Below are 23,688 nucleotides of genomic sequence, written 5' to 3'. Positions count from 1 at the left end.
TGATTTTACCAGTGCCGCGCCGCTTGCGCCGACCCGCGCCTGCCTACTGGCGAACCGCCGTCACGCCGGACAGCTCATTGAGCGCGGTCAGGGCCCGGCTGATCTGCTCGCCGTTGCGCACCTCGACGGTAAAGACCATGTGGGCCAACGAACGCCGGCTGTGGGTATTGACCCCGATGACGTTCAGGCGAAGGCGGCCGAACACGTCGGACAGGTCGCGCAGCAGGTTGGCGCTTTGCTGGGCGTGTATGACGATGTCGACCGGATAGACCTCGTCGCCCGTATCGCCCCAGTCGACGTCGATGACGCGCTCGGGCTGGCGCGCGGCCAGGGTGGCGAACGAGGGGCAATCGCGCCGATGAACGGAAACGCCCCGGCCTCGCGTGACGAAGCCGGCGATGCTGTCGGGCGGCGCCGGCCGGCAGCACCGGGCAAGCTGGGTCAGCAAAGAATCGACCCCCATGACCAGAACGCCGCTGCCCTCGGCCCGCGCCACATTGGCCTGTACGGGCACAAATACCTGTTCGCCCCCGGCGGCGCCTTCGGGCGTGGAGGCAGGCGACTTCAGGACCTGGTCGATCTGCCGAAGGCTGAACTCGTCTTTGGCCACGGCAACGTACAAGTCATCGGCGCGCGCAAAACCCAGTTGCTGGGCCAGTTGCTCGAGATTGATGGCCGTGCGGCCCAGGCGCTGCAGCTCTTTCTCGACCATGGCCTGGCCATTGGAGATGCGCTCTTGAAGCTCGATGGCATTGAACCAGGCCCGCACCTTGGCCCGTGAGCGAGGGCTGGCCAGGTAGCCCAGTTGCGGGTTGAGCCAGTCGCGCGAAGGCCCGCCCGACTTGGCCGCAACGATCTCGACTGTCTGGCCTGTTTGAAGCCGCGTGAGCAAGGGCACCATCAGGCCGTCGACACGCGCGCCGCGGCAGCGATGCCCCAGGTCGGTGTGCAGGTAGTAGGCGAAATCGACCGGCGTGGCCCCCTGGGGCAACTCGATGACCCGCGCCTGCGGCGTCATGACGTAGATGCGATCGGCCGGCGCCTCGCGCGCGGGTTCGGGCGCGAGCGCGGGCTGCGGCGCCGTCTCGCCGCCCCAGGAAAGCAGTTGGCGCATCCAGGCGATCTTGCGGTCGTAGTCGCCCGCCGCCCTCTGGGTGCCGCCTTGCGCCCCGGCCTCTTTGTAGCGCCAGTGCGCCGCCATGCCGTACTCGGCGAAGACGTGCATCTCGTGCGTGCGTATCTGGATTTCGAAAGTACGCCCGCGCTCGTCGGCGACGACCGTATGCAAGGACCGATAGCCGTTGGGCTTGGGGCGGGAGATGTAGTCGTCGAACTCGTCGGACACGGGCGTCCAGCGCGCATGCACCAGAGCCAGGGCGGCAAAGCAGTCTCGCTCGTCTTCGACGATGACCCGCAGTGCGCGCAAGTCGTACAGCTTGTCGAACGGCAGGTTCTTGATGCGCATCTTGTTCCAGATGCTGTAGATGTGCTTGGGCCTGCCCGACACCGCCGCGGCGATGTGCGCGTCGGCCAGCATGGTCTCGAGCTCGGCCACCACGTCGGCAATGAAGGTTTCGCGCTCGACGCGGCGCTCTTCGAGCTGTCGCGCGATGGCCTTGTAGGTATCGGGCTGCAAGAACCGGAAAGCCAGGTCTTCCATCTCCCATTTGATCTGCCAGATACCCAGCCGGTTGGCCAGGGGCGCATAGAGTTCCATGGTTTCGCGCGCGAACTCGGCGGGGCAAGGCGTGCGCGATTCAGCGTGCCAGCGCAGCGATTGCAGGCGCGATGCCAGCCGCAGCAGCACGATGCGCAGGTCGGCCGCCATGGCAAGCAGCATCTTGCGCTGCATTTCCTTCTGGTCCTGCCGGTCGGCGGAGTCGTCGCGCGACTGGCCGGCTATGCGGCCCAGCCGCAGCAGCGAGCGGGTACCCTGCACCAGGGCGGCCACCTCGGGCCCGAAGGTCTTGAGCAAGGGATTCTTGCGCTTGTCGGTCTGGGCCTCGTCGGGCAGCACGGCCAGCAGGGCGCTGGCCCGGGTTGCGGCGTCGGTGTGCATCTGCGCCAGAATGCGGGCGACCGAAGCGCAATGCGCGTCGAGGGGTTCACCAGTACTGGCCCTGGTTTCGCGCAGGGGCTGCCGCACCCACTGGACAGCGGATCGAAGCAGCGCCTTGCCGTCATCGTCCACGCCGGCGCCCACCTGTTCGAACCACGACGCATCGAAGGGGGGCGCGTCGGCATCGGAAGGAAGCGTACTGGACATAAAAGGACAAGAGGCAAAAAGGTTTACAGCCTGATTCGGGGCGCGGCGGCACGCCGGCTGCACGCGCAGGGTATTGCCCGTGGCGCGGCTTCTATACTACCGTTTCTTGAAACCACCCGCCACAGAAGCCGCCAACCCCGCCCGCCCATGGACAACACACACCGCAAGCTACTTATCGTCTGGCATTCGCGCACCGGCGCCGCCCGCCAGATGGCCGAGGCCGCCCAGCGGGGCGCCCAGGACATCGCGCGCGAGCTGGATGCCATGGGCCGTTTCGAGGCCAGGCTCGTGCGGGCCGCGCAAACAGGCGCCGAAGACCTGCTGCAAGCCGACGGATACATTTTTTGCGCGCCCGAGAACCTGGGCTCGCTCAGCGGTGAAATGAAAGAGTTCTTCGATCGCTGCTACTACGGCGTGCTGGACAGGCTGAACGGACGCCCCTATGGCCTGCTGGTGGCCGCCGGCTCGGACGGCCAGGGCGCCGTGCGCCAGACACAAAAAATTTGCACCGGCTGGCGGCTGGAGCAGGTTGCGCCGCCACGCATCGTGCTGACCCATGCCCAGACCCCGCAGGCGATCGCCGCCCCAAAAGAAATCGGGCCCGAAGACCGGGCCCACTGCCATGAACTGGGCGGCACGCTGGCCGCCCTGCTGCTGTAGGGTCTGTTAACACTAAAAGGACAGTCGCATGAGCACGCAAATAGCTGACCATCAAGGCGTCAAGGCTGCGGCGTCGGTCGCCTCAGACAGCGGCGGTAACGACGATCTCGACCTTGTAGTCAGGATTCGCGAGCAGCGCTTGCACAGTGGCCCGCGGCGGCGCGTTGCCTGCCGGCACCCAGGCCTCCCAGGCGGCATTCATGCCGGCGAAATCCTGGATGTCGGCAAGAAATATCTGGGCCATCAGGATGCGGGTCTTGTCCGACCCCACCTCTTCCAGCAAGCGGTCTATCGTCGCCAGGACCTGTCGGGTCTGTTCGCCGATATCGGCCTTGCCGTCATCGGGAACCTGTCCCGCCAGATACGCCACGCCGTTGTAGACCGCCATATCGGAAAGGCGCTTGCCGACGTTGACGCGTTGAATATTGCTCATTGTTTTTCCTTGGATGGCCCCGCCCTGGCTCAGGGGCTGGGGGGCAGTTGAAATACCTGGCGCAAGTATGCCAGGTAGGCGGGATCATCGCACATGGTTTTCTCGGGCGCGTCGGACACCTTGGCCACCGGCTGTCCATTGCAGCGGACCATCTTCATGACGATCTGCAGGGGCTCGTGCCCCAGGTCGTTGGTAAGATTGGTGCCGATGCCGAAAGAGACCTTGCAGCGGCCGGCAAAGCGACGCGCAAGCTCGATGGCGCGCGGAAATGTCAGCGCGTCGGAAAACACCAGGGTTTTGGTGCGCGGGTCGGTGCGGTTCGCCGCATAGTGCGCCAGCAACCGCTCGCCCCACAGGAAAGGGTCGCCGGAGTCGTGGCGCGCGCCGTCGAAGAGCTTGCAGAAATACATGTCGAAGTCGCGCAGGAATGCATCCATTCCGTAGACGTCGGACAAGGCGATGCCAAGGTCACCGCGGTACTCTTTGGCCCAGACCTCGAGCGCGAACACCTGGGAATCACGCAGCCGGGGGCCCAGCGCCTGGCAGGCCTGCAGGTACTCGTGGCCCATGGTGCCCAGGGGCGTGACGTTGTGCTTCATGGCCAGCTTTACATTACTGGTGCCGGCAAAATGCTCGCCCATCTGCCTTTTCATGGTGGTGACGACTTCTTCGTGCCACACCTTGGAGAAACGGCGCCGCGTGCCGTACTCGGCCACCCGGAAATCGGCCAGCTCGGGGTCGTCGGTAACCAGCTGCATCTTGGACTGCAGACGCTGGCGGCCTTCATCCCAGCCCGGATCCTTGCATTCGTTGCGGAAATACACTTCGTTGACGATGGCCAGCACCGGGATCTCGAACAATATGGTGTGCAGCCAGGGCCCCTTCACCGTGATGTCGATCTCGCCCGTACGCTCGCCCAGCGACAGCTGGATGCATTTTTCGGGCAAATGGAACAGCCCCAGGAAATCGACGAAATCGCTCTTGATGAAACGCAGGCTGCGCAGGTAGTCGAGCTCTTGTTCGGTGAACTTGAGCTGGCACAGCGAGTGCACTTCGGCGCGGATTTCGTCGAGATAGGCGCTTAGATTGATGTTGGGCGTTCGGCACTTGTAGCGATACTCGACCTGCGCGGCGGGGAAATGATGCAGCACCACCTGCATCATGGTGAACTTGTACAGATCGGTATCGAGAAGCGAAGTAATGATCATGAAACGACGGATTCGTAAGGGCGCAATGCCGGGGAAGCGGGCCAAAGACCCGACGCTGGGGCAGGTCTATCGGGGAGTCTCTGTTTTTATTGGGTAAAATCTCTATCGCGTACTATCGCCCTATTGTAATGTTTAATGCCTTTCCTTTTCGACGCAGCAAAGCCCAGCAAGCCAGGTCGCCAGGGTATTGACCATTGCGATACTTACTGGAGCTTCATTTCATGACCCACGTCGTCACCGAAAACTGTATCAAGTGCAAATTCACCGACTGCGTCGATGTCTGCCCTGTCGACTGCTTCCGCGAAGGCCCCAACTTCCTGGTCATCGACCCCGATGAATGCATAGACTGTGCGGTCTGCGTGCCCGAATGCCCGGCCAATGCCATTTTCGCCGAAGAAGACGTGCCGGCCGACCAGGTCGACTTCATCGCGCTGAACGCCGAGCTGTCGCCCGAGTTCGGCATGATCAACCGGTCCAAGAAACCCCAGCCCGACGCCGACGAATGGAACGGCGTCGAAGGCAAGCTGCAGCATCTCGAGCGCTAAGGCTTTTCGGCATAGCAAGACATATCCATGCCTGATTCGAAGTACACGCGCGAAACCGTCCTGCAGGTCGACTCCTGGGTGCCGGGTAAGCTCCTGTCCGTCAAAACCACCCGCAGCCCCGAATTCGAGTTCACGGCGGGCCAGTTCGCCCGTCTGGGGCTGCCCGCCGCCGGGCTGCCCGACGAACCGCCGTCCATCTGGCGCGCGTATTCCATGGTGACGCCGCCCTCGCAGCGCGACTTGCTCGAGTTCTACTCCATCGTCGTACCCGAGGGCGAGTTCAGCCCCCGTCTTGCGGCCTTGCAGCCGGGCGACCCGCTGTATGTGGACAAGACCGCCTTCGGCTTTCTAACTCTAGATCGGTTCATTCCGGGCGGCGCCGCCCCGTCCAGCCCGGACGGCACGGCGATTGATGCAGTTTCCCCGGCCGGCAATCGACCGGACGATGCCACGGGATACGGCGATCTCTGGCTTCTGGCCACGGGCACGGGGCTGTCGGCCTATCTTTCGCTGCTGCAAGACCCCGCCACCTGGTCCGCCTTCGACCATATCGTCCTGGTCCACGGCGTGCGGTCCGTCGAAGAACTGGCGTATCGCGAACGCATATTGCAATGGAGCCGCGAAGGCCTGCCCGAGGCCGCCGCCCTGCCTCGGCGCGCCCGGCTTACCTATCTGCCCGTTCCTACTCGCGAACCCTATCAGGACATGCCCCAGGCCAGGCTCACCCGCCTGATCGAGGACGGCCGGCTCGAAGCCCTGGCGGGCCGCGAACTGAACGCCGATGTCTCAAAGGTGATGCTTTGCGGCAACCCCGACATGCTGAGCGAGGCCCGCCAACTTCTGAAGACGCGCGGCTTTGCCGTGGGCCGTCGAGGCAACCCGGGCAACCTGGCCCTGGAAAACTACTGGTAGGCAGGCCGCCACCGTGGCCTCTGGACAACACGCGCCTGGCTATTTGGCACGCTTTTAATATATAAAATATATAAAAAGACCCAGTACTGGCGCGCCGGCCGCCCCAGGCATGCCGAATGCAACCATGCAAGGGCAAAACGGCGCCACACCGGTGGGCCTGATGTATGCGTCCAATACATTCAGTAAAAGAATATTTTTATTATTATTGGGCATAACCTTATAATTTAACCTTCAACCACTTCGCCACGGGTTTTCATGCTTTACGACCTGCACGAACTCCAGCGCTCGTTCCTGACCCCGCTTCTGGCCTTTTCAGATACCGGGTCACAGCTGTTCTCGCATCCGTACAGCCCCTTGGCCTATACCCCCATGTCGCGCCATATTGCGGCCGGCTACGAACTGATCCACCGGCTGGGCAAAGACTACGAGAAACCCGCGTGGGGGCTCGATTCCACCCAGGTCGATGGCAAGGCTGTCGCCGTGCGCGACAAGACAGTGCTGCACAAGCCCTTTTGCGACCTGGTGCATTTCCAGCGCAAGCTGCCGGCCAACCGGCCCGCCGACCCCAAGGTGCTCCTGGTCGCCCCGCTTTCGGGCCATCACGCCACTCTACTGCGCGACACGGTCAGGGCCTTGTTGCCCGCGCACGACATCTATGTCACCGACTGGATCGATGCACGCATGGTGCCGGCCGATCTGGGCATTCTGCGCCTTGACGACTACGTGCGCTACGTGCGCGAATTCATCCAGTTCCTAGGGCCCGACACCCATGTCATCTCGGTGTGCCAGCCCACGGTGCCCGTTCTGGCCGCCATTTCCCTCATGGCAGCCGACAAAGACCCCTGTACGCCGGCCAGCATGGTCATGATGGGCGGCCCCATCGATACCCGCGAATCGCCCACCGAAGTCAACCTGCTCGCCACCACCAAGCCCTATTCCTGGTTCGAAGACAACCTCATCCACCGCGTGCCGCCCCGCTATCCCGGCGCGGGTCGCCTGGTGTACCCGGGCTTCCTGCAGCATGCGGGCTTCGTCGCCATGAACCCGCAGCGGCATGTGCGTTCGCACTACGACTTCTATCTCGACCTCATCAAGGGCGACGACGGCGACGCCGAGGCGCATCGGCGCTTCTACGACGAATACAATGCCGTGCTCGACATGCCGGCCAAGTTCTATCTGGACACCATCCGCGTCGTTTTCCAGGAACACCTGCTGCCGCGCGGCAAATGGGAGATCGACGGCCAACGGGTCGACCCGGCGGCCATTACGCGCACCTCCCTCATGACCATCGAAGGCGAGCTGGACGATATTTCGGGCCTGGGCCAGACTCGCGCAGCGCATAAGCTGTGCAAGAACATTCCGTCGGGACGCAAGAGCCACTACACCGCGCCCGGTGCGGGCCATTACGGCATTTTCTCGGGCCGCCGGTGGCGTGAAACGATTTGTCCTAAAATCACAGAGTTCATTCGTCAATCGCAAGCGGCCTGACCAGGGCCCGGCCCTGCACCGCATCGGGGCGCCACGCCCCTTTTTTTCGTCATGACCCTGCCTTCCCTCGTCGACCGGATCGATGCCCTGCTGCCGCAAACGCAATGCACGCAATGCGGCTACGAGGGCTGCCGGCCCTACGCCCAGGCCATCGCCCACGAGAACGAGGCCATCAATCGCTGCCCTCCGGGCGGCCAGCAGGGCGTCCAGGCATTGGCCCGGCTGCTTGCCAGGCCCGAGCAGCAGCTGGACCCTTCCTGCGGCGAGCACTTGCCCCTGACTGTCGCCCTAATCGACGAATCCCATTGCATCGGCTGTACCCTGTGCATCCAGGCCTGTCCGGTCGACGCCATAGTGGGGGCCAACAAGCTCATGCACACGGTCCTGGCAAGCCAGTGCACCGGCTGCGGCCTGTGCCTGCCGCCCTGCCCCGTCGATTGCATCGAGATGCGGCCGGCCGGCCACGAATGGACGCCCGCCCATGCCGAACAGGCCCGCGAACACCACCAGGCGCGCCAACGCCGGCTGCAGGCGCAGCATCCAGAATCTTCGTCGCTGGCGGCGCGCACCCTGGCCAACAAGGCTTCGCTCAGTTCCGCCGCCCTGCTCAACGAAGACGCCAAACAAAAAATCATCGCAGATGCGCTTGCCCGGGCACGCGCGCGCCGAGCTTCCGCCACTCCATGAATCAGCAGAAACGCCGCCAGATATTCGAACGCCTGCAGGCCGCCGACCCTTCTCCGACCACCGAACTGCACTACGAGACGACGTTCCAGTTGCTGATCGCGGTCATTCTGTCGGCCCAGGCCACCGACAAGTCGGTGAACCTGGCCACCGCGAAGTTCTTTCCCGCCCACGGGACACCTCAAGGGCTCGTCGACCTGGGCCTCGAGCGCTTGACCGACTATATCAAGACCATCGGGCTGTACAAGACCAAGGCCCAGAACGTCCTGAAAACATGCCACATTCTGCTTGAGCAGTACGGCGGCGAGGTGCCGGAAGACCGCGAAGCCCTCGAGGCGCTGCCGGGAGTGGGCCGGAAAACGGCCAATGTGGTGCTCAATACCGCCTTCGGCCACCCCACGATCGCGGTGGACACGCATATTTTCCGCGTCGCGAACCGCACCGGCCTGGCCCCCGGCAAGAATGTGCTCGAGGTGGAGCGCAAGCTCGAAAAGTACATCCCCAAGGAGTTCCTACAGGACGCCCACCACTGGCTGATCCTGCACGGGCGCTATATATGCGTGGCGCGCACTCCCAAATGCCCCCAGTGCGGCATTGCCGACCTGTGCGACTACAAGCACAAGACGCCACCCCGCTGACCCGCTCTCTTCTGTTTGGTTGAATGGGGGTTTTCCATAGCCTATGAAAAACCCCCATGGCGCTTATTACAGGAAAATTTCATACTAATCGGCATTGGCTGGCCGCCCATGCCGGTTCCCTGTAAGCGTCGTTTCGACAATCAATAATATGCCTGAACGTTTTCTGGCCGCCTTATCGAGTATTCCTGCTCTCGAAACATCCGACCTGCATGCCTGGCATGAGGGCGCCCATGTGCTCAGGGGCGTCGACTTCATGGTGCCTGCAGGCCAGGTCACGGCGCTTCTCGGCCGCCCCGGCTCGGGCCACGACACGCTGCTGCCGGCCATCATGGGCCTTACTTCCTTTCGCACAGGCTCGGTGCGCATCCACGGCACTGAATCCATCCACCACACACACGACAAAATCCAGCATCTCGGGGTGGGCTACTGCGGGGCGGATACGGGCATCTTCACGGGCTTGTCGTGTGAAGAGAACCTGCTTCTGCCCTCCAATACCGAAGACACGCTGGGCGGGGGCATGTCGCTGGCCGAAATCTACGAGCTGCTACCCAATCTCTACCCGCGCCGGCACATGCCCTGCACGCGCCTTTCGGGCGGTGAGCAGCAAATGCTGGCGGTGGCGCGCATACTGCGCACGGGCGCGAACCTACTCTTGCTGAACAATATCGCGGACGGCCTGGCTCCTGTGATGGTGCAGGGCCTGGCCCACCTCATCGATCAGTTGCGCGACAAGGGGTATACGGCGGTTCTCATCGAGCAAAACCTTGATTTCGCCGGCTCTCTGGCCGATTGCTTCTATGTCATGCACGAGGGCCAGGTCATCGACCAGGCCGAGCCTGATGCATTGGCGTCCAAGCAGGATACCTTCGGGGCGCTTCTGGGCATTTAGCCGCGGCTGTATTTTGAGTTCTTGATCCGGCGTGCTACGGATTGGAAGGCTGTCTTTTTAGGTCTTTGAGCCAGCGTACTGCAGACCGGAAGGTTGGTTCTGAGTTTTAAACCGGCGCGCTGCGGATCGAAAGGCAGTTTCTGAGTCTTAAACCGGCGCGCTGCGGGGAAATATTTTGGGCGCCGGAGAGCTTCGGCCGGCTTCGCCGGCTGCCCTCGCACCCTATCATTTTGGGGCGCCCGCAAAACTCGCGCGGTGTACAGCCCCCCGGGCTGTACACACCCGTCGCGCTCGAACAGTTGCGGGCTTGCATCCCCAAAAATGACAGGCCGCTCGGCTCGCTCAACGTCGCCCAAAATATTTCCCCGCATCACGCCTCTCGGTGTCTAGGATTGATGCGCTTCAGAACTTCTTGGTTTGAAGGGTTGGATTTCTTCTCTCAAGAGGCAACACTCAAACACGTGCCTCGCAAGCGGGCCATAATTTCGTCCCTGCGCCTCGAAAACAGGCCGTTTATTCACCCCAATGCAGTTCCTGTGATGTGGGGTGTGTCTGGGCCGGGCGTTGGCGGTCGAGCCAGGCGCCGCAGAACGGAGGGCGAAGGCCCGGAGGATGCGGGCAGGCGGGCCCGAAGGGCCGACCGGCTCCGACCGGAACAGACATACCCCGCAGCGCAGGAACGGGTTAAAGACGAACACCATCACAATCATGAGATAGCGCAGAAATAGGAGCTAGAGCAAACGCCCTCACTGTCAGACGCAGGAACGGGTTTAGAACCAACGCCTCCGCAACCAAGACAGAGCGAAGCGAGAGCAAATGCCGTCGCAGCGCATACATAACGCGGGAATGGGCAAGAACAAACATCTTCACGCCCAGAGAAAGCGGACGAACGGAGCAAGAACCAACGCCCTGACGCTTGAAGAAACACCACAACAAAGCGCAAATAGCCAGACGAAGAAAGGGAGCAAAAATGCTCCCTTTCACAAAAACAAGAACACAGCAAAAAGATCAGGCCGGCTCGGCCTCGCCCTTCTTGCCCAGCCCCAGATAACTCTCGATCACCCTCGGATTGTGCGCCAGCTCTTTTGCCGGGCCTTCAAGTACCACCTCGCCCGTTTCAAGCACATACCCATAGTCGGCCACCTGCAGCGCGGCGCGCGCATTTTGTTCGACCAGCAAGATGGACACACCCGTGCTGCGCAAGCGCGCAATGATCTGGAAGATCTCGCGCACGATGCGGGGTGCAAGGCCCAGGCTGGGCTCATCGAGCATAAGCAGCTTGGGCTGGGCCATTAGCGCCCTCCCCACGGCCAGCATCTGCCGCTCGCCGCCCGAAAGCGTGCCGGCGTGCTGCTGGCGGCGCTCTCGAAGCCTGGGGAAGATGTCGAAGACTTCGTCCATTTTTTCTTTCCAGCCCGCCTGGCGCGCCCGGTACAGCCGGAAACCGCCCAGCAGCAGGTTGTCTTCGACCGTCATGCTGCCGAACAGCTCGCGCAGTTCGGGCACCAGCGACATGCCGCCCGCCACACGGCGCTCGACATTCCAGCCGCTTACCTGCTGGCCCAGGTACTGTACCGCGCCTACGCTGCTGCCCGTGGTGGGCAAGGAGCCCATGATGGAGTTGAGCAGCGTGGACTTGCCCGCGCCGTTGCCGCCGATGACGGTAACGATGCTGCCGGGCGCGACAGTGATGTTGGCATTGAGCAGGGCATGGACCTTGCCGTATTGGGTGCAGAGGTTGTCGACCTTCAGCACCGGTTGTTGCGCGGCGGTGCTCATGCTGTGCCTCCTGCGGTTGCCGTGTCTTCGGATGTCTCGAATTCGAGATCGTCGTCGATGCCGCCCAGATAGGCTTCAAGCACGACCGGGTTTTGCTGGACGTCGGCGGGCGTGCCTTCGGCCAGCTTGGTGCCGAAGTCCATGACGACGAGGTGATCGGTAAGATTCATGACGAAATCCATGTCGTGCTCGACCAGCAGGATGCTCATGCCTTCTTTGCGAAGCTGGTCAAGCACCTTGGCGAGCTCTTGCTTTTCTTTGTAGCGCAGGCCCGCGGCGGGCTCGTCGAGCAGCAGCAGGATGGGATCGGCCGCCAAGGCGCGCGCGATCTCGAGAATGCGCTGCTGGCCCAGGGCCAGGTTGCCCGCCTGTTCGTACAGGTAGTCGCCCAGGCCGACGCGCTGCAGCTGCTTGGCCGCTTCGTGCAACAAGGCCGCCTCGGTGCGGCGCTCGATATGCAGCGCGGCGGGCAGCACGCCGACCTTGCTGCGCAGGTGCGCACCCAGCGCCACGTTTTCGAGCACTGTCATGGTGGGCAGCAACTGCACGTGCTGGAAGGTGCGCCCCACGCCCAGCTTCGCGATTTCGCGCGAAGGCAGCTTGTCGAGGCGGTTGCCCAGGAAGGTGATCTTGCCGCTTGTGGCCGGCAGCACGCCTGTAATAAGGTTGAAGGTGGTGCTTTTGCCCGCGCCGTTGGGGCCGATGAGGCCCATGATTTCACCGGCCTTGAGCGAGAAGCTGATGTCGTTCACGGCGACCAGGCCGCCGAACTCTTTGCGCGCGGCGTCGACGTCGAGCACCAGCGTGCCCAGCTCGGGGCGCTGGCGCTGCGGCAATGCGGGCGCTTCGGGAGGCGCGACCGCGCTGCGGCGGCTCTTGGCCTGGCCGGTGATGTTGTTCCACCACGATGCGATGATGGGCCAGACGCCGTCGCGCGCATACTGCAGCACCAGCACCATCAGGATACCGAAGACCACGAGTTCGAAGTTGGCCGTGGTGTCGATGATTTTGGGCAGCACGTTCTGGATCTGGTCCTTGAGCGTAAGAATCAGGCCCGAGCCCACGATGGCGCCCCAGACGCTGGTGCCGCCGCCCACGACCGCCATGAAGAGGTATTCAATGCCGTAGTTCAGGCCGAACGGGCTGGGGCTGACGGCGCGCTGCATGTGGGCGTACAGCCACCCCGACAGGCAGGCCAGCAGGGCCGAGTAGACGAAGATGATGACCTTGTACGAAGCCATGTTGATGCCGAAGGACTCGGCCATGCCACCGCCGCTTCGCAGGGCCCGGATGGCCCGGCCCGGGCGCGAATCGAGCAGGTTGCGGGTGGCCCACATGGACAGCAGCACGACGAGCCAGATCAGGTAGTAGATGTCGCGGCCGTCGCGCAGCGAAAGGCCCAGGAAGTTGATGGCCTGGATGCCGGCGATGCCGTCGTACTGGCCCAGGAACTCGAGGTTGCCGAACAGGTAGTACAGCGACAGGCACCAGGCGATGGTGCCCAGGGGCAGATAGTGCCCGGACAGCCGAAGGGTGATGGCGCCCAGAACATAGGCCACCGCGAAGGTGATGACCAGGCCCGCCACCAGGGCAAGCCAGGGCGACCAGCCCGAGGCGGTGGTGAGGTAGGCGGTGGCATAAGCGCCGATGCCCACGAAGGCCGCCTGGCCGAACGAGGTCAGGCCGCCCACGCCGGTAAGCAATATGAGCCCCAGCACGACCAGGGAGGCAAGCCCGATGTAATTGAGCTGGGTGATCCAGAATTCGGGCGTGCCCGACCAGGCCGGCAGCAACGCCATGATGACGAGGAAAACAATCAGGATGATGCGGTTCATGATTACTCCTCGTCGTCAACGTGAGTTGTGCCGAACGAGCGCCACAGCAATACCGGAATGATCAGGGTGAACACTATTACCTCTTTATAGGCGCTGGCCCAGAACGACGAGAATGCCTCGAGAATGCCGACGAACAGTGCGCCGATGGCGGCCAGGGGGTAGCTGCCCAGGCCGCCGATGATGGCGGCCACGAAGCCCTTGAGGCCGATCAGGAAGCCTGTGTCGTAGTAGATGGTGGTAACGGGTGCGATGAGCATGCCCGACAGCGCGCCGATGGCGGCCGCAAGGGTAAAGGTAAGGCTGCCGGACATATTGGTGCTGATGCCCACCAGCCGGGCGCCGCGCCGGTTGACGGCCGTGGCGCGCAAGGCGCGGCCGTACAGGGTTTTACCGAAGAAGATCCACAGTGCGATGATCAGCAGCGCGCAGGTGGCCAGCACGAAGAAAGTCTGCGCCGACCACGAGATGGCGCCCATCTGGATTTCACCTTCCATGAAGGGCGGCGTGCGCCAGCCCTCGGCGCCGAAGAACACCAGGCCCAGGCCTGTCATGGCAAAGTGCACCGCCACCGAAATGATGAGCAGGACGAGGACGCTGGCCTCGGCCACCGGCTGGAACACCAGGCGATAGACCATGGGGCCCAGGGGAATGACCAGCGCCAAGGCATACAGGACATTGACCCAGAGGGGCGTGGTCGTGCTGACGATGTAGGGCGCCGCGAAGAACAGTATCAGGGGCACCACCAGCGACCAGAACGCCTTTCTGGGCAGGGTGGCCCATTCGCGGCTGCGCAGCGCCGCGATAAGATCGGCGATGAACACCACGATGCCCACGATGAGCAGCAGATTGACCGTGCCCGGAATCTTGCCGTTGACCAGGAAGGCCAAAGTAAGGGCCCCATAGGCGACGTACTCGCCCTGGGGAATGAAAATTACCCGCGTGACCAGGAACACCAGTACCAGGGCAAGCCCCAGCAGTGCATATACGGCGCCATTCAGGATGCCGTCCTGGAGCAATATCAGTATTATTGTCGAATCCATCCCTACCACACTGTGTGAGTCGATTAAGCAGCACAACTGTTAGCCTGAAATACATTTCAGGTTTGTGCTAACTAGGCATTATGGAGAGAAATGAGGGCAAAGTCTTTTAGGGGATTCCCTGCATAGCGCCCGACAACCGCACCAGCCACCGTGCTGATTTCACCTTGGCGGGGAACCGACGCGGCTTTTCAAAGTCGATTAACATAGTGAATGCTTCAATACACGACACGGCAGGGTGTTTTCATGCAAAAGGTTCGTAAATCCGACGCCGAATGGCGGGCGCAGCTTTCGCCCGAAGAATACTACGTCGCAAGGCAAAAAGGCACAGAGCGCCCTTTCTCGGGCCGCTACTGGGACACTACCCAGCACGGCATCTATCGTTGCGTGGGCTGCGGCACCGCGCTGTTCGCCTCCGACACCAAGTTCGATGCCGGCTGCGGCTGGCCCAGTTATTTCAAGGCGCTCGACCCCGATCTCGTCCGCGAAGAGCAAGACACCAGCCACGGCATGGTGCGCACTGAAGTCCTGTGCAATGTGTGCGATTCCCACCTGGGGCACGTCTTCCCCGACGGCCCGCCCCCCACCGGCCTGCGCTACTGCATCAACTCCCTGTCGCTCGACTTCGAACCCTCTGAATGAAAAAATTCCTCTTCGACCTGTTCCCGCTGATTCTCTTCTTTCTGGCGTTCAGGTTCTACGATATCTACACGGCCACCGCCGTAGCCATGGCGGCCGGCGTGGGCCAGATCATCTGGCTCAAGCTGCGGGGCAAGGCGATCGAAGCCATGCACTGGATCAACCTGGGGGTCATCGTCGTCTTCGGCGGCGCCACCCTGCTCTTGCACAACGACGCCTTCATCAAATGGAAGCCCACTGTTCTTTACTGGCTTTTCGCCGGCATTCTGCTGGTCGGCCGCTGGGTCTTCGGGCGCAATCTGCTGCAGAAGGTCATGGGCGGGCAGATCTCGCTTGACGAGGCCGTCTGGAACAAGCTCAACGCCAGCTGGGCGGGTTTTTTCATTCTTTCGGGCGCCCTCAATCTTTATGTGGCGTTCTCGGGCCACTTCACCGATGCCCAGTGGGTCAACTTCAAGGTGTTCGGCCTGATGGCGCTGATGCTGGTCTTCGTCATTGCCCAGTCCATCTGGCTGGGGCGCCACATCAAAGAAGACACCGGCGCTTCGCTGCCAAAAAAGGAAAACCCCTGATGTCCGCATCCGACACCGTTGCCGGCCAACGTGCCGCGCTGCTTCGTGAGCGGCTGGCCGGGCTCGATCCGTCCAGCATTGAAATCATCGACGAATCCCACCTGCATGCGGGGCACGCCGGTGCGCGCGACGGCGCCAGCCATTTCCGCGTCGTCATCGCCTCGCCGCATTTCGCGGGCCTTGGCAGTCTGGCGCGCCACCGCCTCGTGTATGATCGCGTGCACGATCTCATCCCCCATCCCATCCACGCCCTGGCCATCGTGACCAGTAAATCTTGAACAAAAAGGTATCCATGAAACGACTCGCCCTGTTTGCCGCAAGCTGCATCATCGCCATTCCGGCATACGCTCAAAACGTCGCCACGGTCAACGGCAAGGCCATCACACAAAAGCAGCTCGACGACTTCGTCAGCCTGCTGATCTCGCAAGGGGCGCCTGATTCTCCCCAGCTGCGCGAGCAGGTCAAGCAAGAAATGATCGGCAGGCAGGTTGCCGTGCAAGCGGCCGAAAAGGCAGGCATCGACAAGCAGGCCGCCGTCAAGCAAGAAATCGAACTGGCCCGCCAAAGCATCCTGGTGCGCGCCCTCATGGCCGACCACCTCAAGAAGCACCCGGTCACCGACGCGGATATCCAGGCCGAGTACGACGAAATCAAGAAGGCCCAGGAAGGCCGCCAGGAATACAAGCTGCGCCACATCCTGGTCAAGGACGAGCAGGCCGCCAAAGACATCATTGCCGCCATCAAGAGCAAGAAGACCACCTTCGAGGCAGCCGCCAAGAAAGACTCCATCGATCCGGGCAGCGGCGCCAAGGGCGGCGATCTGGGCTGGGGCCCCAGCAGCAACTATGTGCCCGAGTTCGCCCAGGCCGTCGAAAAGCTCAAGAAAGGCCAGATGACCGATGCGCCCGTCCAGACCCAGTTCGGCTGGCACGTCATCCAGGTCGAGGACGCCCGCCCCGTCTCGCTGCCCGAACTCAAGGACGTCAAGACGCAGATCGAAGAAATGCTGCGCCAGGACAAGCTCGGACAGTTCCAGCAAGAACTCATGAAGTCGGCCGACGTCAAGTAAAAACCGTGCCCGGCTGGCTGCAGCAACTTGCCAGCCAATCACAACAACGGCCGCCGCGCCCACAAAGGCACGGCGGCCGTTTTGCATACCACGATTCGCACCAGAAAATGTCCTGAACGCGGGAAGTCCAGCCGCCAGGCTGGACCGTGAGCTCCGCCCGCCGATTCAGCCCCGGCGCCGACGGCGGTTCAAGGACTCAAAAAAAACTCAAGCAACCCCATCCAGCAACGCAATCAGGCCGGCCTCGTCCAGAATGGCAACGCCCAGGTCCTGGGCCTTCACCAGCTTGCTGCCGGCCTCTTCGCCCGCCACGACATAGCTCGTTTTTTTGGAAACCGAACCGCTAACCTTGCCGCCGGCTGCCAATATGCGCCGCGTGGCTTCGTCGCGCGTGAGCGACGGCAGGGTGCCGGTCAGCACAAGCGTCTTTCCGCTCAGGACCAGCCTGCCGGAGGGCGCCGCATCGACGCTGGGATGCACGCCAGCGTCCATCAGTGCCTGGACAATCTCGCGATTGTGCGGCTCGGCGAAGAACTGCAGGATGGAACTGGCCACCACGGGGCCCACGTCGTTGACGACGAGCAGCGCCTCTTCGTCGGCGTTCATGACCGCCTCGATGGAGCCGAAATGCAGGGCCAGATCGCGCGCCGTGGTCTCGCCCACCTGCCTGATGCCCATGGCGAACAACAGAGCCCCCAACGACGGGCTGCGCGCCTTGTCGATGGCCGCCACCAGGTTCTCGGCCGACTTCCTGCCCATTCGGTCATACAGGACCAGCTCTTCGACCCGCAGGGTGAACAGATCGGCCAATGAACGGATGCGGCCGCTGTCGACCAGTTGATCGATGAGTTTCTCGCCCAGGCCCTCGATGTCCAGCGCCTTGCGGCCGGCGGCATGCAGCAAGGACTGCTTGCGCTGCGCGGCGCAGAACAGGCCGCCCGTGCAACGCGATACCGCCTCGCCTTCCAGCCGCTGTATGGCCGAGCCGCACACCGGACAGGCCGTGGGCATGACGAACAGCTCGGTCCCCTCGGGCCGTAGCTCGACGACGGGGCCGACCACCTCGGGGATGACGTCACCGGCACGCCGCACGATGACGGTATCGCCCACGCGAACGTCCTTGCGGCGGATTTCATCTTCATTGTGCAGGGTGGCGTTGGTGACCGTGACGCCCCCGACGAACACCGGCTTGAGCCGGGCCACCGGCGTAATGGCGCCGGTACGGCCGACCTGGACCTCGATGCCCATGAGCAGCGTGGTTTCTTCCTGGGCGGGAAACTTGTGCGCAACGGCATAGCGAGGGGCCCGGGCCACATAACCCAAGACCTCCTGGGCATCGAGCGCATTGACCTTGTACACCACGCCATCGATATCGAAAGGCAGGGCTACCCGGCGCTGGCTCATGCGCTGGTAGTAGTCCAGCAACTGCTCGGCGCCCCTTAACAAGGCGCGATCGCGATTGACGGGCAGGCCCAGGCTCTCGAACCACTCGAGTGCGCCGGCCTGGCTCTGCAGGCTGGTGCCCTGGACCTGTCCCCATCCATAGGCGAAAAACCGCAAGGGCCGGCGGGCCGTGATGCGGGGATCGAGCTGGCGCAGGCTGCCCGCCGCGGCGTTGCGCGGATTGACGAAGATTTTTTCGCCGCGCGCCTGCTGCGCCTCATTGAGCGCGTCGAAGTCGCTGCGATACATCAGCACTTCGCCGCGCACCTCCAGTATCTCGGGCACGTCGCCCCGCAGCTTCAGAGGCACGGAACGCAAGGTGCGGATATTGCTGGTGACGTCTTCGCCCACCCGTCCGTCGCCACGCGTGGCGGCCTGCACCAGCCGGCCATTTTCATACCGGAGGCTGATGGCCAGGCCGTCGAACTTGCACTCGGCCATGTATTCCACGGCCTCGTCCTGCCCCACCATGCCCGCAGCGCGCAAGGTGTCGGTCACGCGCTTGTCGAAAGCCACGATGTCGTCGGGCTCGAAGGCATTGCCCAGCGAGCGCATGGGCACGGCGTGGCGCACGCTGTCGAAGGCGGACAGCGGCGCTCCGCCCACACGCTGGGTGGGCGACTCGGGCACGATCAGGTCGGGATATTGCTGCTCGAGCGCCTGCAGCTGCGTCATGAGCTCGTCGTACTTGGCGTCGGATATGACCGGCGCATCGAGCACATAGTAGCGATGGTTGTGCGCGGCGATTTCTTCGCGCAGGCGCTGCAGGGTCTCCTGGACGTCGAGGGCGGATTCGTGGTTGCGGCTCACGAGAACAGCCTTGCCGTGCGCCCTTCGGCGGCCGGAAAGCCTGCCTTCTCAAGGTTCTTGTAAAGTTCGTGCAGCTTTTCGTCGATGGCGTGATCGGCGTTTTCAAGCACGGGCTGCGCCTGGTCGTCGACCAGGGTGCCCCCGAGCCGGGCCGCCAGGTCGCGGCCCACGCTGGCCATGCGGCTGAATGCCTGTTCATCGGGCTGGCTGCGCGGTACATCAAGCAGCAGGTCGAGGCGGTCCACCCCCTCGGACTGGAAATCGGCCGCCGGCTCACCATCGAACAACAGTATGAACCTGGGCACTCCGGCCTCGGACATCCAGGCAAGCTGGCTGCCGTACGAAACAAAACCGGCGTCCTTGACCGCCTGCAGGACCTCGCCCAGGGCACGCGTGCCGCCCAGCCGCAACGCCAGGCCCACTTGGGCGTCGAGGCTGGCGCAGAGTTCGTCGAGCGCCTGGGCGCGCTGCAGCACCTGCGGCTGCTCGGGCCCCTCGACTGAGCCTTCGAAGCGCTCGGCCAGGTCTTGCGCGATGGTCCACAAATGCGACCACTCGATGTCGGTGAGCGCGCCGCTTCGGTTGGCCAGCAACACCGCCAATTGCACCGACAAATAGGCATTGCCTTCACGCAGGCGAAGCGTGTGGCCGCCCTCGTGCTCGACCAGCACCCGCACGGGCTTCTCGCCGGCCTTCTGGATGGCGCGCACCGCCTGCTGCAGCTCCGCACCCGAAACGGGGTGCGAGAACACCACGTCGATGACCGCCTCGCAGACCGGATCGGCTTCGGTGACTTCGTCGACGGCAGGGTCTGCGCCGGCGGCGGGGCCTATGCCCGGCTCGCGCCGCCCCGCCGCGACGGGCAGGCCGCCCATGAGCGGGTCTTCGTCCGCCTCTGGAAAATGTTCTTGCATGCGCTGCCTGACACGGCGGTCCTGCCACCAGTTGAAGCACACCAGCACCAGAATCAGGATCACGCCCAGTGAAATCAGGCCTATCTGCAAATCACTCATTGTCCGCCCCGTAGCGTCCGTAAACTGTTAAGCACTTTAAGCATCAGGCTTCGGCCAGTTGCAGCGCCGATTCGATATCGACGGCGACAATGCGCGAAACGCCTTGTTCCTGCATGGTGACGCCGACAAGCTGGCGAGCCATCTGCATGGCAATTTTATTGTGAGATATGAATAAAAACTGGGTTTGTTCGCTCATGCTGGAAACCAGGCTGGCATAGCGCTCGGTATTGGCGTCGTCCAGCGGCGCGTCGACTTCGTCCAGCAGGCAGAAAGGTGCGGGGTTGAGCTTGAACAGCGCAAAGACCAAGGCGGTTGCGGTCAGGGCCTTTTCGCCGCCCGACAGCAGGTGGATGGTGCTGTTGCGCTTGCCCGGTGGCTGCGCCATGACCTGGACTCCGGCATCGAGGATCTCTTCGCCGGTGATCATCAGCCTGGCTTCACCGCCGCCGAACAGGCGCGGGAACAGTTCGCCGAAATGCCCGTTGACCGTATCGAAGGTCTCTTGTAGCAGTTCGCGCGTTTCTTTGTCGATCTTGCGTATGGCGTCTTCCAGCGTTTCGATGGCGCTGCAAAGATCCTGATGCTGCGCGTCGAGAAAGGCGCGCCGCTCGCGCGCCGTGGAAAGCTCGTCGAGCGCGGCAAGGTTGACCGGACCCAGTGCATCGACCTGGCGGGAAATGCGCTGCACCTCGGACTGCAGCCAGCCCGTGCGGCGCCAGTCGTCGGGGCGCTGTTCCAACAGCTTGCTCAAGACTTCGCGGTCGACCTCGTGCGCATCGAGCTGTTCGGAGAACTGCTCTACCGCCAGGCGCGCCGCCTGCTCTTGCAGTTGCAGCTGCATGATGCGTTCGCGGCGCGGCTCGAGAGAGCGCTCTTGCGCCATGCGTTCTTCGTCGGCGGTGCGCAATTGGGCGGCCAGGTTGTCGAGCTCGATGCGCGCCAGATTGAGGGTTTCTTCACGGCTGGCTCTTTCTTCGAGCGCGTCTTGCAGCCCAGCCTGAGCCGCCGATGCATCGAGCTCGAACAGCTCGCCTTGCAGGCCCTCGAGTTCGTCGTTGGCACGTCCCACCTGGTCGCGCGCCAACTGAAGGTTGCGTTCGAGATCGGCCATGCGGGTTCGCAAGGAGCGCTCGGCGAATTCGGCCTCTTGCACTGCACGTTCGAGGTCGCGCAGTTGCTGGCGGGCCTGTTCGGCCTCGCGGGCCAGGTCTTCGCCCGACATTTCCGCGTCGGAGAAGCGTGTCTGGTGGTCGGCCAGCTCGATGTCCAAGGCCTCGAAGCGGGCTTCGGCTTCTTCGCGGCTGGCGAGCAGCTCTTCGGACTGCGCTTCGATCTCGGCCAGTTCTTCGCGGATGCGGGCCGCCCTTTCGCTGGACTGCCTTGCCCTTTGGTCCAGCCTTGAATGCTCGAGCTGCACGTCGTGCAGCCGCCGGGTCAGTTCGCCCACCCGGGTGCGGGCGGGCGCCACGGATTGCGAAACCTGCTGCCAGGCGGCCTCGGCCCGGGCGACCTTGGCCACCGCTTCGTCGGCCAGCAGTTGCCGCGCCTTGACCTGGCGCTGCAGGTTCTCGATCTCTTGCTGCCGCGCCAGCAAGCCGGCCTGCTCGGAATCGGGGGCATAGAAACGCACGCTGTGCCGATCGACCATATGGCCGGCCTTGACGACGTACAAACCGTTGTTCGGAAGCTGGTTTCTTTGCGCCAGCGCCGTATCGACGCCGTCGGCCAGGTAGACGTCTTGCAGCCAGTCGTTCAGAAGGGTGCGCAAATCGGCATCGCTGATGCGCAGAAGCGATATCAGCGGCGTAAGGCCCTCGGGCGCCTGACCCGCCGGTGCGGCGGGCGGAAGCTGATAGAAGGCCAGTCTGGCGGGCGGCGGCTCGGCGTCAAAGGCGCGGGCATGTTCAAGCTGGCGTATCTCGAGCGCCGCCATGCGCTCGCGCAGTACTGCCTCGAGGGCCGGCTCCCAGCCGGGCTCGATTTGCAGCTTTTGCCACAAGCGGCCCAGGGAGGTCAGTTCGTGCCGCTCGAGCCAGGGCTGCAGCGCACCCTGCTTTTGCACGTCTTCCTGCAGCTTGGCCAAGGCCGAGAGGCGGGCCTCGAGCCGGGCAAGCTCTTGCGATTCTTCGCGCGCGGCGGTGTGTGCGTGGTCGCGTCCGGTGTCCAGGTCGGGCAACTGGTCTTCCAGCTCGGCCAGGCGGCCCTGGGATTCGTCGAGTTGCTCGCCCAGCACGGCCAGTTCGCCGGCCAGCCGCTGCACGGTTTCGGGGTCGGGGGCGTCCAACTCGCGCATCTCTTGCTGGAGGCGCTCGCGACGTTGCTCGAGGGCGCCAAGCTGGCGATCGGCATCGCGCTGCGCCTGCGCCACCAGCGCCAGGTTCTGCTCGACCCGGGCAAGGACGCCGCGCAGTTCGTCGCGCGAGGAGCCGGCGGCCCTGACCCGGGCGTCGATCTCGGGCAAGGCGGCGGCCGCTTCTTCGGCCCGCAGCCGGGTTTCTTCGATGCGCGCCGCGGCGGCCTGAAGCTCTTCTTCGCTTTGGGCCAGCTGCTCGGTGCAATGCCGCTCCTGGTCGGTCCATTCCTGGATCTGCTGCTGCAATTGCCCGCGCCTGGCCTGCAGGCGATTGCGCGAATCGACCACATGACGGATCTCGGCCTCGAGCCGGCTGACCAGGGCGCCGGCCTCGAACAACTGGCCCTGCGCCGCGTGCACGGCATCGGCAGCCGCGTAATGCGCCTGCCGGCGCGATTCCAGTGCGGATTCACCCGCGCGCAGGCCGGCGATCGCTCCTTCGAGTTCGGTCTGGGCCTGTTCGATGGCCAGGAACTTTGCCTGCTGCTCTTGGCGAGCATTGGATTCTTTCAGCAACCACAGGGCGTGCTGCTTTTGCTCTCCTTCTTCCTGCAAAGAGCGATAGCGGGCCGCGACCTCGGCCTGTGACTCCAGCTTGGCAAGCTGCCCGCCCAGTTCTTGCAAAATATCTTCGACACGGGAAAGGTTTTCGCGCGTGTCGCTGAGGCGGTTCTCGGTTTCGCGCCGGCGTTCTTTGTACCGGGACACCCCGGCGGCCTCTTCGAGAAAGACCCTGAGCTCTTCGGGCCTGGCCTCGATCAGGCGGTTGATCATGCCCTGGCCGATAATGGCGTAGCCGCGGCTGCCCAGGCCCGTGCCCAGGAAGATGTCATGGATGTCGCGCCGGCGCACCTGCTGGTTGTTGACGAAATAGCTGCTGGTGCCGTCGCGCGTAAGTACCCGGCGCACCGCGATTTCGGAGTAGGTGCTCCATTGGCCCGCCGCGCGGCCCTCGGAATTGTCGAATACCAGTTCGACCGAGGCGCGCGCCGCCGGCTTGCGGTTGCCCGAGCCATTGAAAATGACGTCCTGCATCGATTCGCCGCGCAGCTCGGAGGCCCGGGTTTCGCCCAGTACCCAGCGCACGGCGTCGATGATGTTGGATTTTCCGCAACCATTCGGGCCGACCACGCCCACCATCTGACTGGGCGTGGGTATGACCGTCGGCTCGACGAAGGACTTGAAGCCGGCAAGTTTTATTTGGGTCAGGCGCACAATGAACGGATGAGCTGAAATGTAGGAGCGGCAAGATAATGAACGGAAAATGCTTCCGACGGCAATTGGTTTGTATGATACCGCACCGCAAAGCAGTTCCAGCAAGGGAGTTTTGCCGGACAACCGCGAGTTTTCACGCCCCTGCGCCATGCCGGGGTGCCGCTGACGCTATACTCTTTAACTCTTTTCGCGAATTGTTT

20 protein-coding genes are annotated in these 23,688 nt (G+C 63.3%); 11 read left to right on the top strand and 9 right to left on the bottom strand.

Translation table 11 applies throughout. The features are described from left to right. Positions 1–43: 43 nt before the first annotated feature. The gene (locus C7440_RS05710; protein WP_116517759.1) at positions 44–2,266 is read right to left on the bottom strand and encodes a RelA/SpoT family protein; all 2,223 of its coding nucleotides are present in this window, start codon (positions 2,264–2,266) and stop codon (positions 44–46) included. A gap of 147 nt (positions 2,267–2,413) precedes the next feature. Between C7440_RS05710 and C7440_RS05705 the strand changes: the two genes are divergently transcribed. Further along, on the top strand, positions 2,414–2,926 hold the full coding sequence (locus tag C7440_RS05705) for a flavodoxin family protein (protein ID WP_017524545.1): 513 nt from the start codon (positions 2,414–2,416) through the stop codon (positions 2,924–2,926). Positions 2,927–3,008: 82 nt separating this feature from the next. Here C7440_RS05705 and C7440_RS05700 read toward each other — a convergent pair whose 3' ends face one another. Together C7440_RS05700 and pncB are read right to left on the bottom strand one after the other, a co-directional pair. Next, entirely contained in the window at positions 3,009–3,359 is a 351-nt protein-coding gene (locus tag C7440_RS05700; RefSeq protein WP_017524546.1) for a RidA family protein, read from the bottom strand. A gap of 29 nt (positions 3,360–3,388) precedes the next feature. After that, entirely contained in the window at positions 3,389–4,567 is a 1,179-nt protein-coding gene (pncB, locus tag C7440_RS05695) for a nicotinate phosphoribosyltransferase (RefSeq protein WP_017524547.1), read from the bottom strand. Positions 4,568–4,788: 221 nt separating this feature from the next. On the opposite strand from pncB, the gene fdxA reads away from it, so the two are divergent. From fdxA to C7440_RS05665, 6 genes are all read left to right on the top strand, one after another. Further along, the gene (gene fdxA, locus C7440_RS05690; RefSeq protein WP_017524548.1) at positions 4,789–5,112 is read left to right on the top strand and encodes a ferredoxin FdxA; all 324 of its coding nucleotides are present in this window, start codon (positions 4,789–4,791) and stop codon (positions 5,110–5,112) included. Positions 5,113–5,139: 27 nt separating this feature from the next. Next, a complete protein-coding gene (locus tag C7440_RS05685; RefSeq protein ID WP_017524549.1) occupies positions 5,140–6,024 on the top strand; it encodes a ferredoxin--NADP reductase in 885 nt (294 codons plus the stop codon). A 255-nt stretch (positions 6,025–6,279) separates the two neighbouring features. After that, on the top strand, positions 6,280–7,512 hold the full coding sequence (locus tag C7440_RS05680) for a polyhydroxyalkanoate depolymerase (protein ID WP_116517758.1): 1,233 nt from the start codon (positions 6,280–6,282) through the stop codon (positions 7,510–7,512). Between the two features lie 51 nt (positions 7,513–7,563). Further along, positions 7,564–8,199 carry an RnfABCDGE type electron transport complex subunit B gene (locus C7440_RS05675; protein WP_116517757.1) on the top strand — a complete coding sequence of 212 codons (636 nt, stop codon included), beginning with the start codon at positions 7,564–7,566 and terminating at the stop codon, positions 8,197–8,199. Then, positions 8,196–8,834, top strand: a complete 639-nt coding sequence (nth, locus tag C7440_RS05670; RefSeq protein WP_116517756.1) for an endonuclease III — start codon at positions 8,196–8,198, stop codon at positions 8,832–8,834. Before C7440_RS05675 ends, nth begins: the two co-directional genes overlap by 4 nt. Positions 8,835–8,982: 148 nt before the next feature. After that, a complete protein-coding gene (locus tag C7440_RS05665; protein WP_017524553.1) occupies positions 8,983–9,723 on the top strand; it encodes an ABC transporter ATP-binding protein in 741 nt (246 codons plus the stop codon). A 1,008-nt stretch (positions 9,724–10,731) separates the two neighbouring features. Here C7440_RS05665 and C7440_RS05660 read toward each other — a convergent pair. The 3 genes from C7440_RS05660 to C7440_RS05650 are packed head-to-tail and all read right to left on the bottom strand — an operon-like array spanning position 10,732 to position 14,377. After that, positions 10,732–11,502, bottom strand: a complete 771-nt coding sequence (locus C7440_RS05660) for an ABC transporter ATP-binding protein (RefSeq protein WP_017524633.1) — start codon at positions 11,500–11,502, stop codon at positions 10,732–10,734. Next, complete coding sequence (locus tag C7440_RS05655; protein ID WP_017524632.1) at positions 11,499–13,337, bottom strand: branched-chain amino acid ABC transporter ATP-binding protein/permease; 1,839 nt, start codon at positions 13,335–13,337, stop codon at positions 11,499–11,501. Before C7440_RS05655 ends, C7440_RS05660 begins: the two co-directional genes overlap by 4 nt. Before the next feature lie 2 nt (positions 13,338–13,339). Continuing rightward, the gene (locus C7440_RS05650) at positions 13,340–14,377 is read right to left on the bottom strand and encodes a branched-chain amino acid ABC transporter permease (protein WP_017524631.1); all 1,038 of its coding nucleotides are present in this window, start codon (positions 14,375–14,377) and stop codon (positions 13,340–13,342) included. Positions 14,378–14,620: 243 nt separating this feature from the next. On the opposite strand from C7440_RS05650, the gene msrB reads away from it, so the two are divergent. Genes msrB through C7440_RS05630 form a run of 4 tightly spaced genes read left to right on the top strand, consistent with a single transcriptional unit; the run spans position 14,621 to position 16,654 of the window. Further along, positions 14,621–15,016 carry a peptide-methionine (R)-S-oxide reductase MsrB gene (gene msrB, locus C7440_RS05645; RefSeq protein ID WP_017524630.1) on the top strand — a complete coding sequence of 132 codons (396 nt, stop codon included), beginning with the start codon at positions 14,621–14,623 and terminating at the stop codon, positions 15,014–15,016. Beyond that, complete coding sequence (locus C7440_RS05640; protein WP_017524629.1) at positions 15,013–15,585, top strand: septation protein A; 573 nt, start codon at positions 15,013–15,015, stop codon at positions 15,583–15,585. The genes msrB and C7440_RS05640 overlap by 4 nt, the downstream gene beginning before the upstream one ends. After that, complete coding sequence (locus tag C7440_RS05635; protein WP_017524628.1) at positions 15,585–15,863, top strand: BolA family protein; 279 nt, start codon at positions 15,585–15,587, stop codon at positions 15,861–15,863. Before C7440_RS05640 ends, C7440_RS05635 begins: the two co-directional genes overlap by 1 nt. A 14-nt stretch (positions 15,864–15,877) precedes the next feature. After that, a complete protein-coding gene (locus C7440_RS05630; RefSeq protein WP_116517755.1) occupies positions 15,878–16,654 on the top strand; it encodes a peptidylprolyl isomerase in 777 nt (258 codons plus the stop codon). A gap of 207 nt (positions 16,655–16,861) precedes the next feature. Here C7440_RS05630 and ligA read toward each other — a convergent pair whose 3' ends face one another. Genes ligA through smc form a run of 3 tightly spaced genes read right to left on the bottom strand, consistent with a single transcriptional unit; the run spans position 16,862 to position 23,488 of the window. Further along, entirely contained in the window at positions 16,862–18,907 is a 2,046-nt protein-coding gene (gene ligA / locus C7440_RS05625) for an NAD-dependent DNA ligase LigA (RefSeq protein WP_116517754.1), read from the bottom strand. Continuing rightward, positions 18,904–19,920, bottom strand: a complete 1,017-nt coding sequence (locus C7440_RS05620; protein ID WP_165832456.1) for a cell division protein ZipA C-terminal FtsZ-binding domain-containing protein — start codon at positions 19,918–19,920, stop codon at positions 18,904–18,906. Before C7440_RS05620 ends, ligA begins: the two co-directional genes overlap by 4 nt. A gap of 43 nt (positions 19,921–19,963) precedes the next feature. After that, positions 19,964–23,488, bottom strand: coding sequence for a chromosome segregation protein SMC (smc, locus tag C7440_RS05615; protein WP_165832455.1), 3,525 nt, complete (start codon positions 23,486–23,488; stop codon positions 19,964–19,966). Positions 23,489–23,688: the final 200 nt, after the last annotated feature.

Source organism: Pusillimonas noertemannii, from assembly GCF_003096595.1.
GTDB classification, from domain to species: domain Bacteria; phylum Pseudomonadota; class Gammaproteobacteria; order Burkholderiales; family Burkholderiaceae_B; genus Pusillimonas; species Pusillimonas noertemannii.
This window is presented reverse-complemented; position numbering and strand designations above follow the sequence as displayed.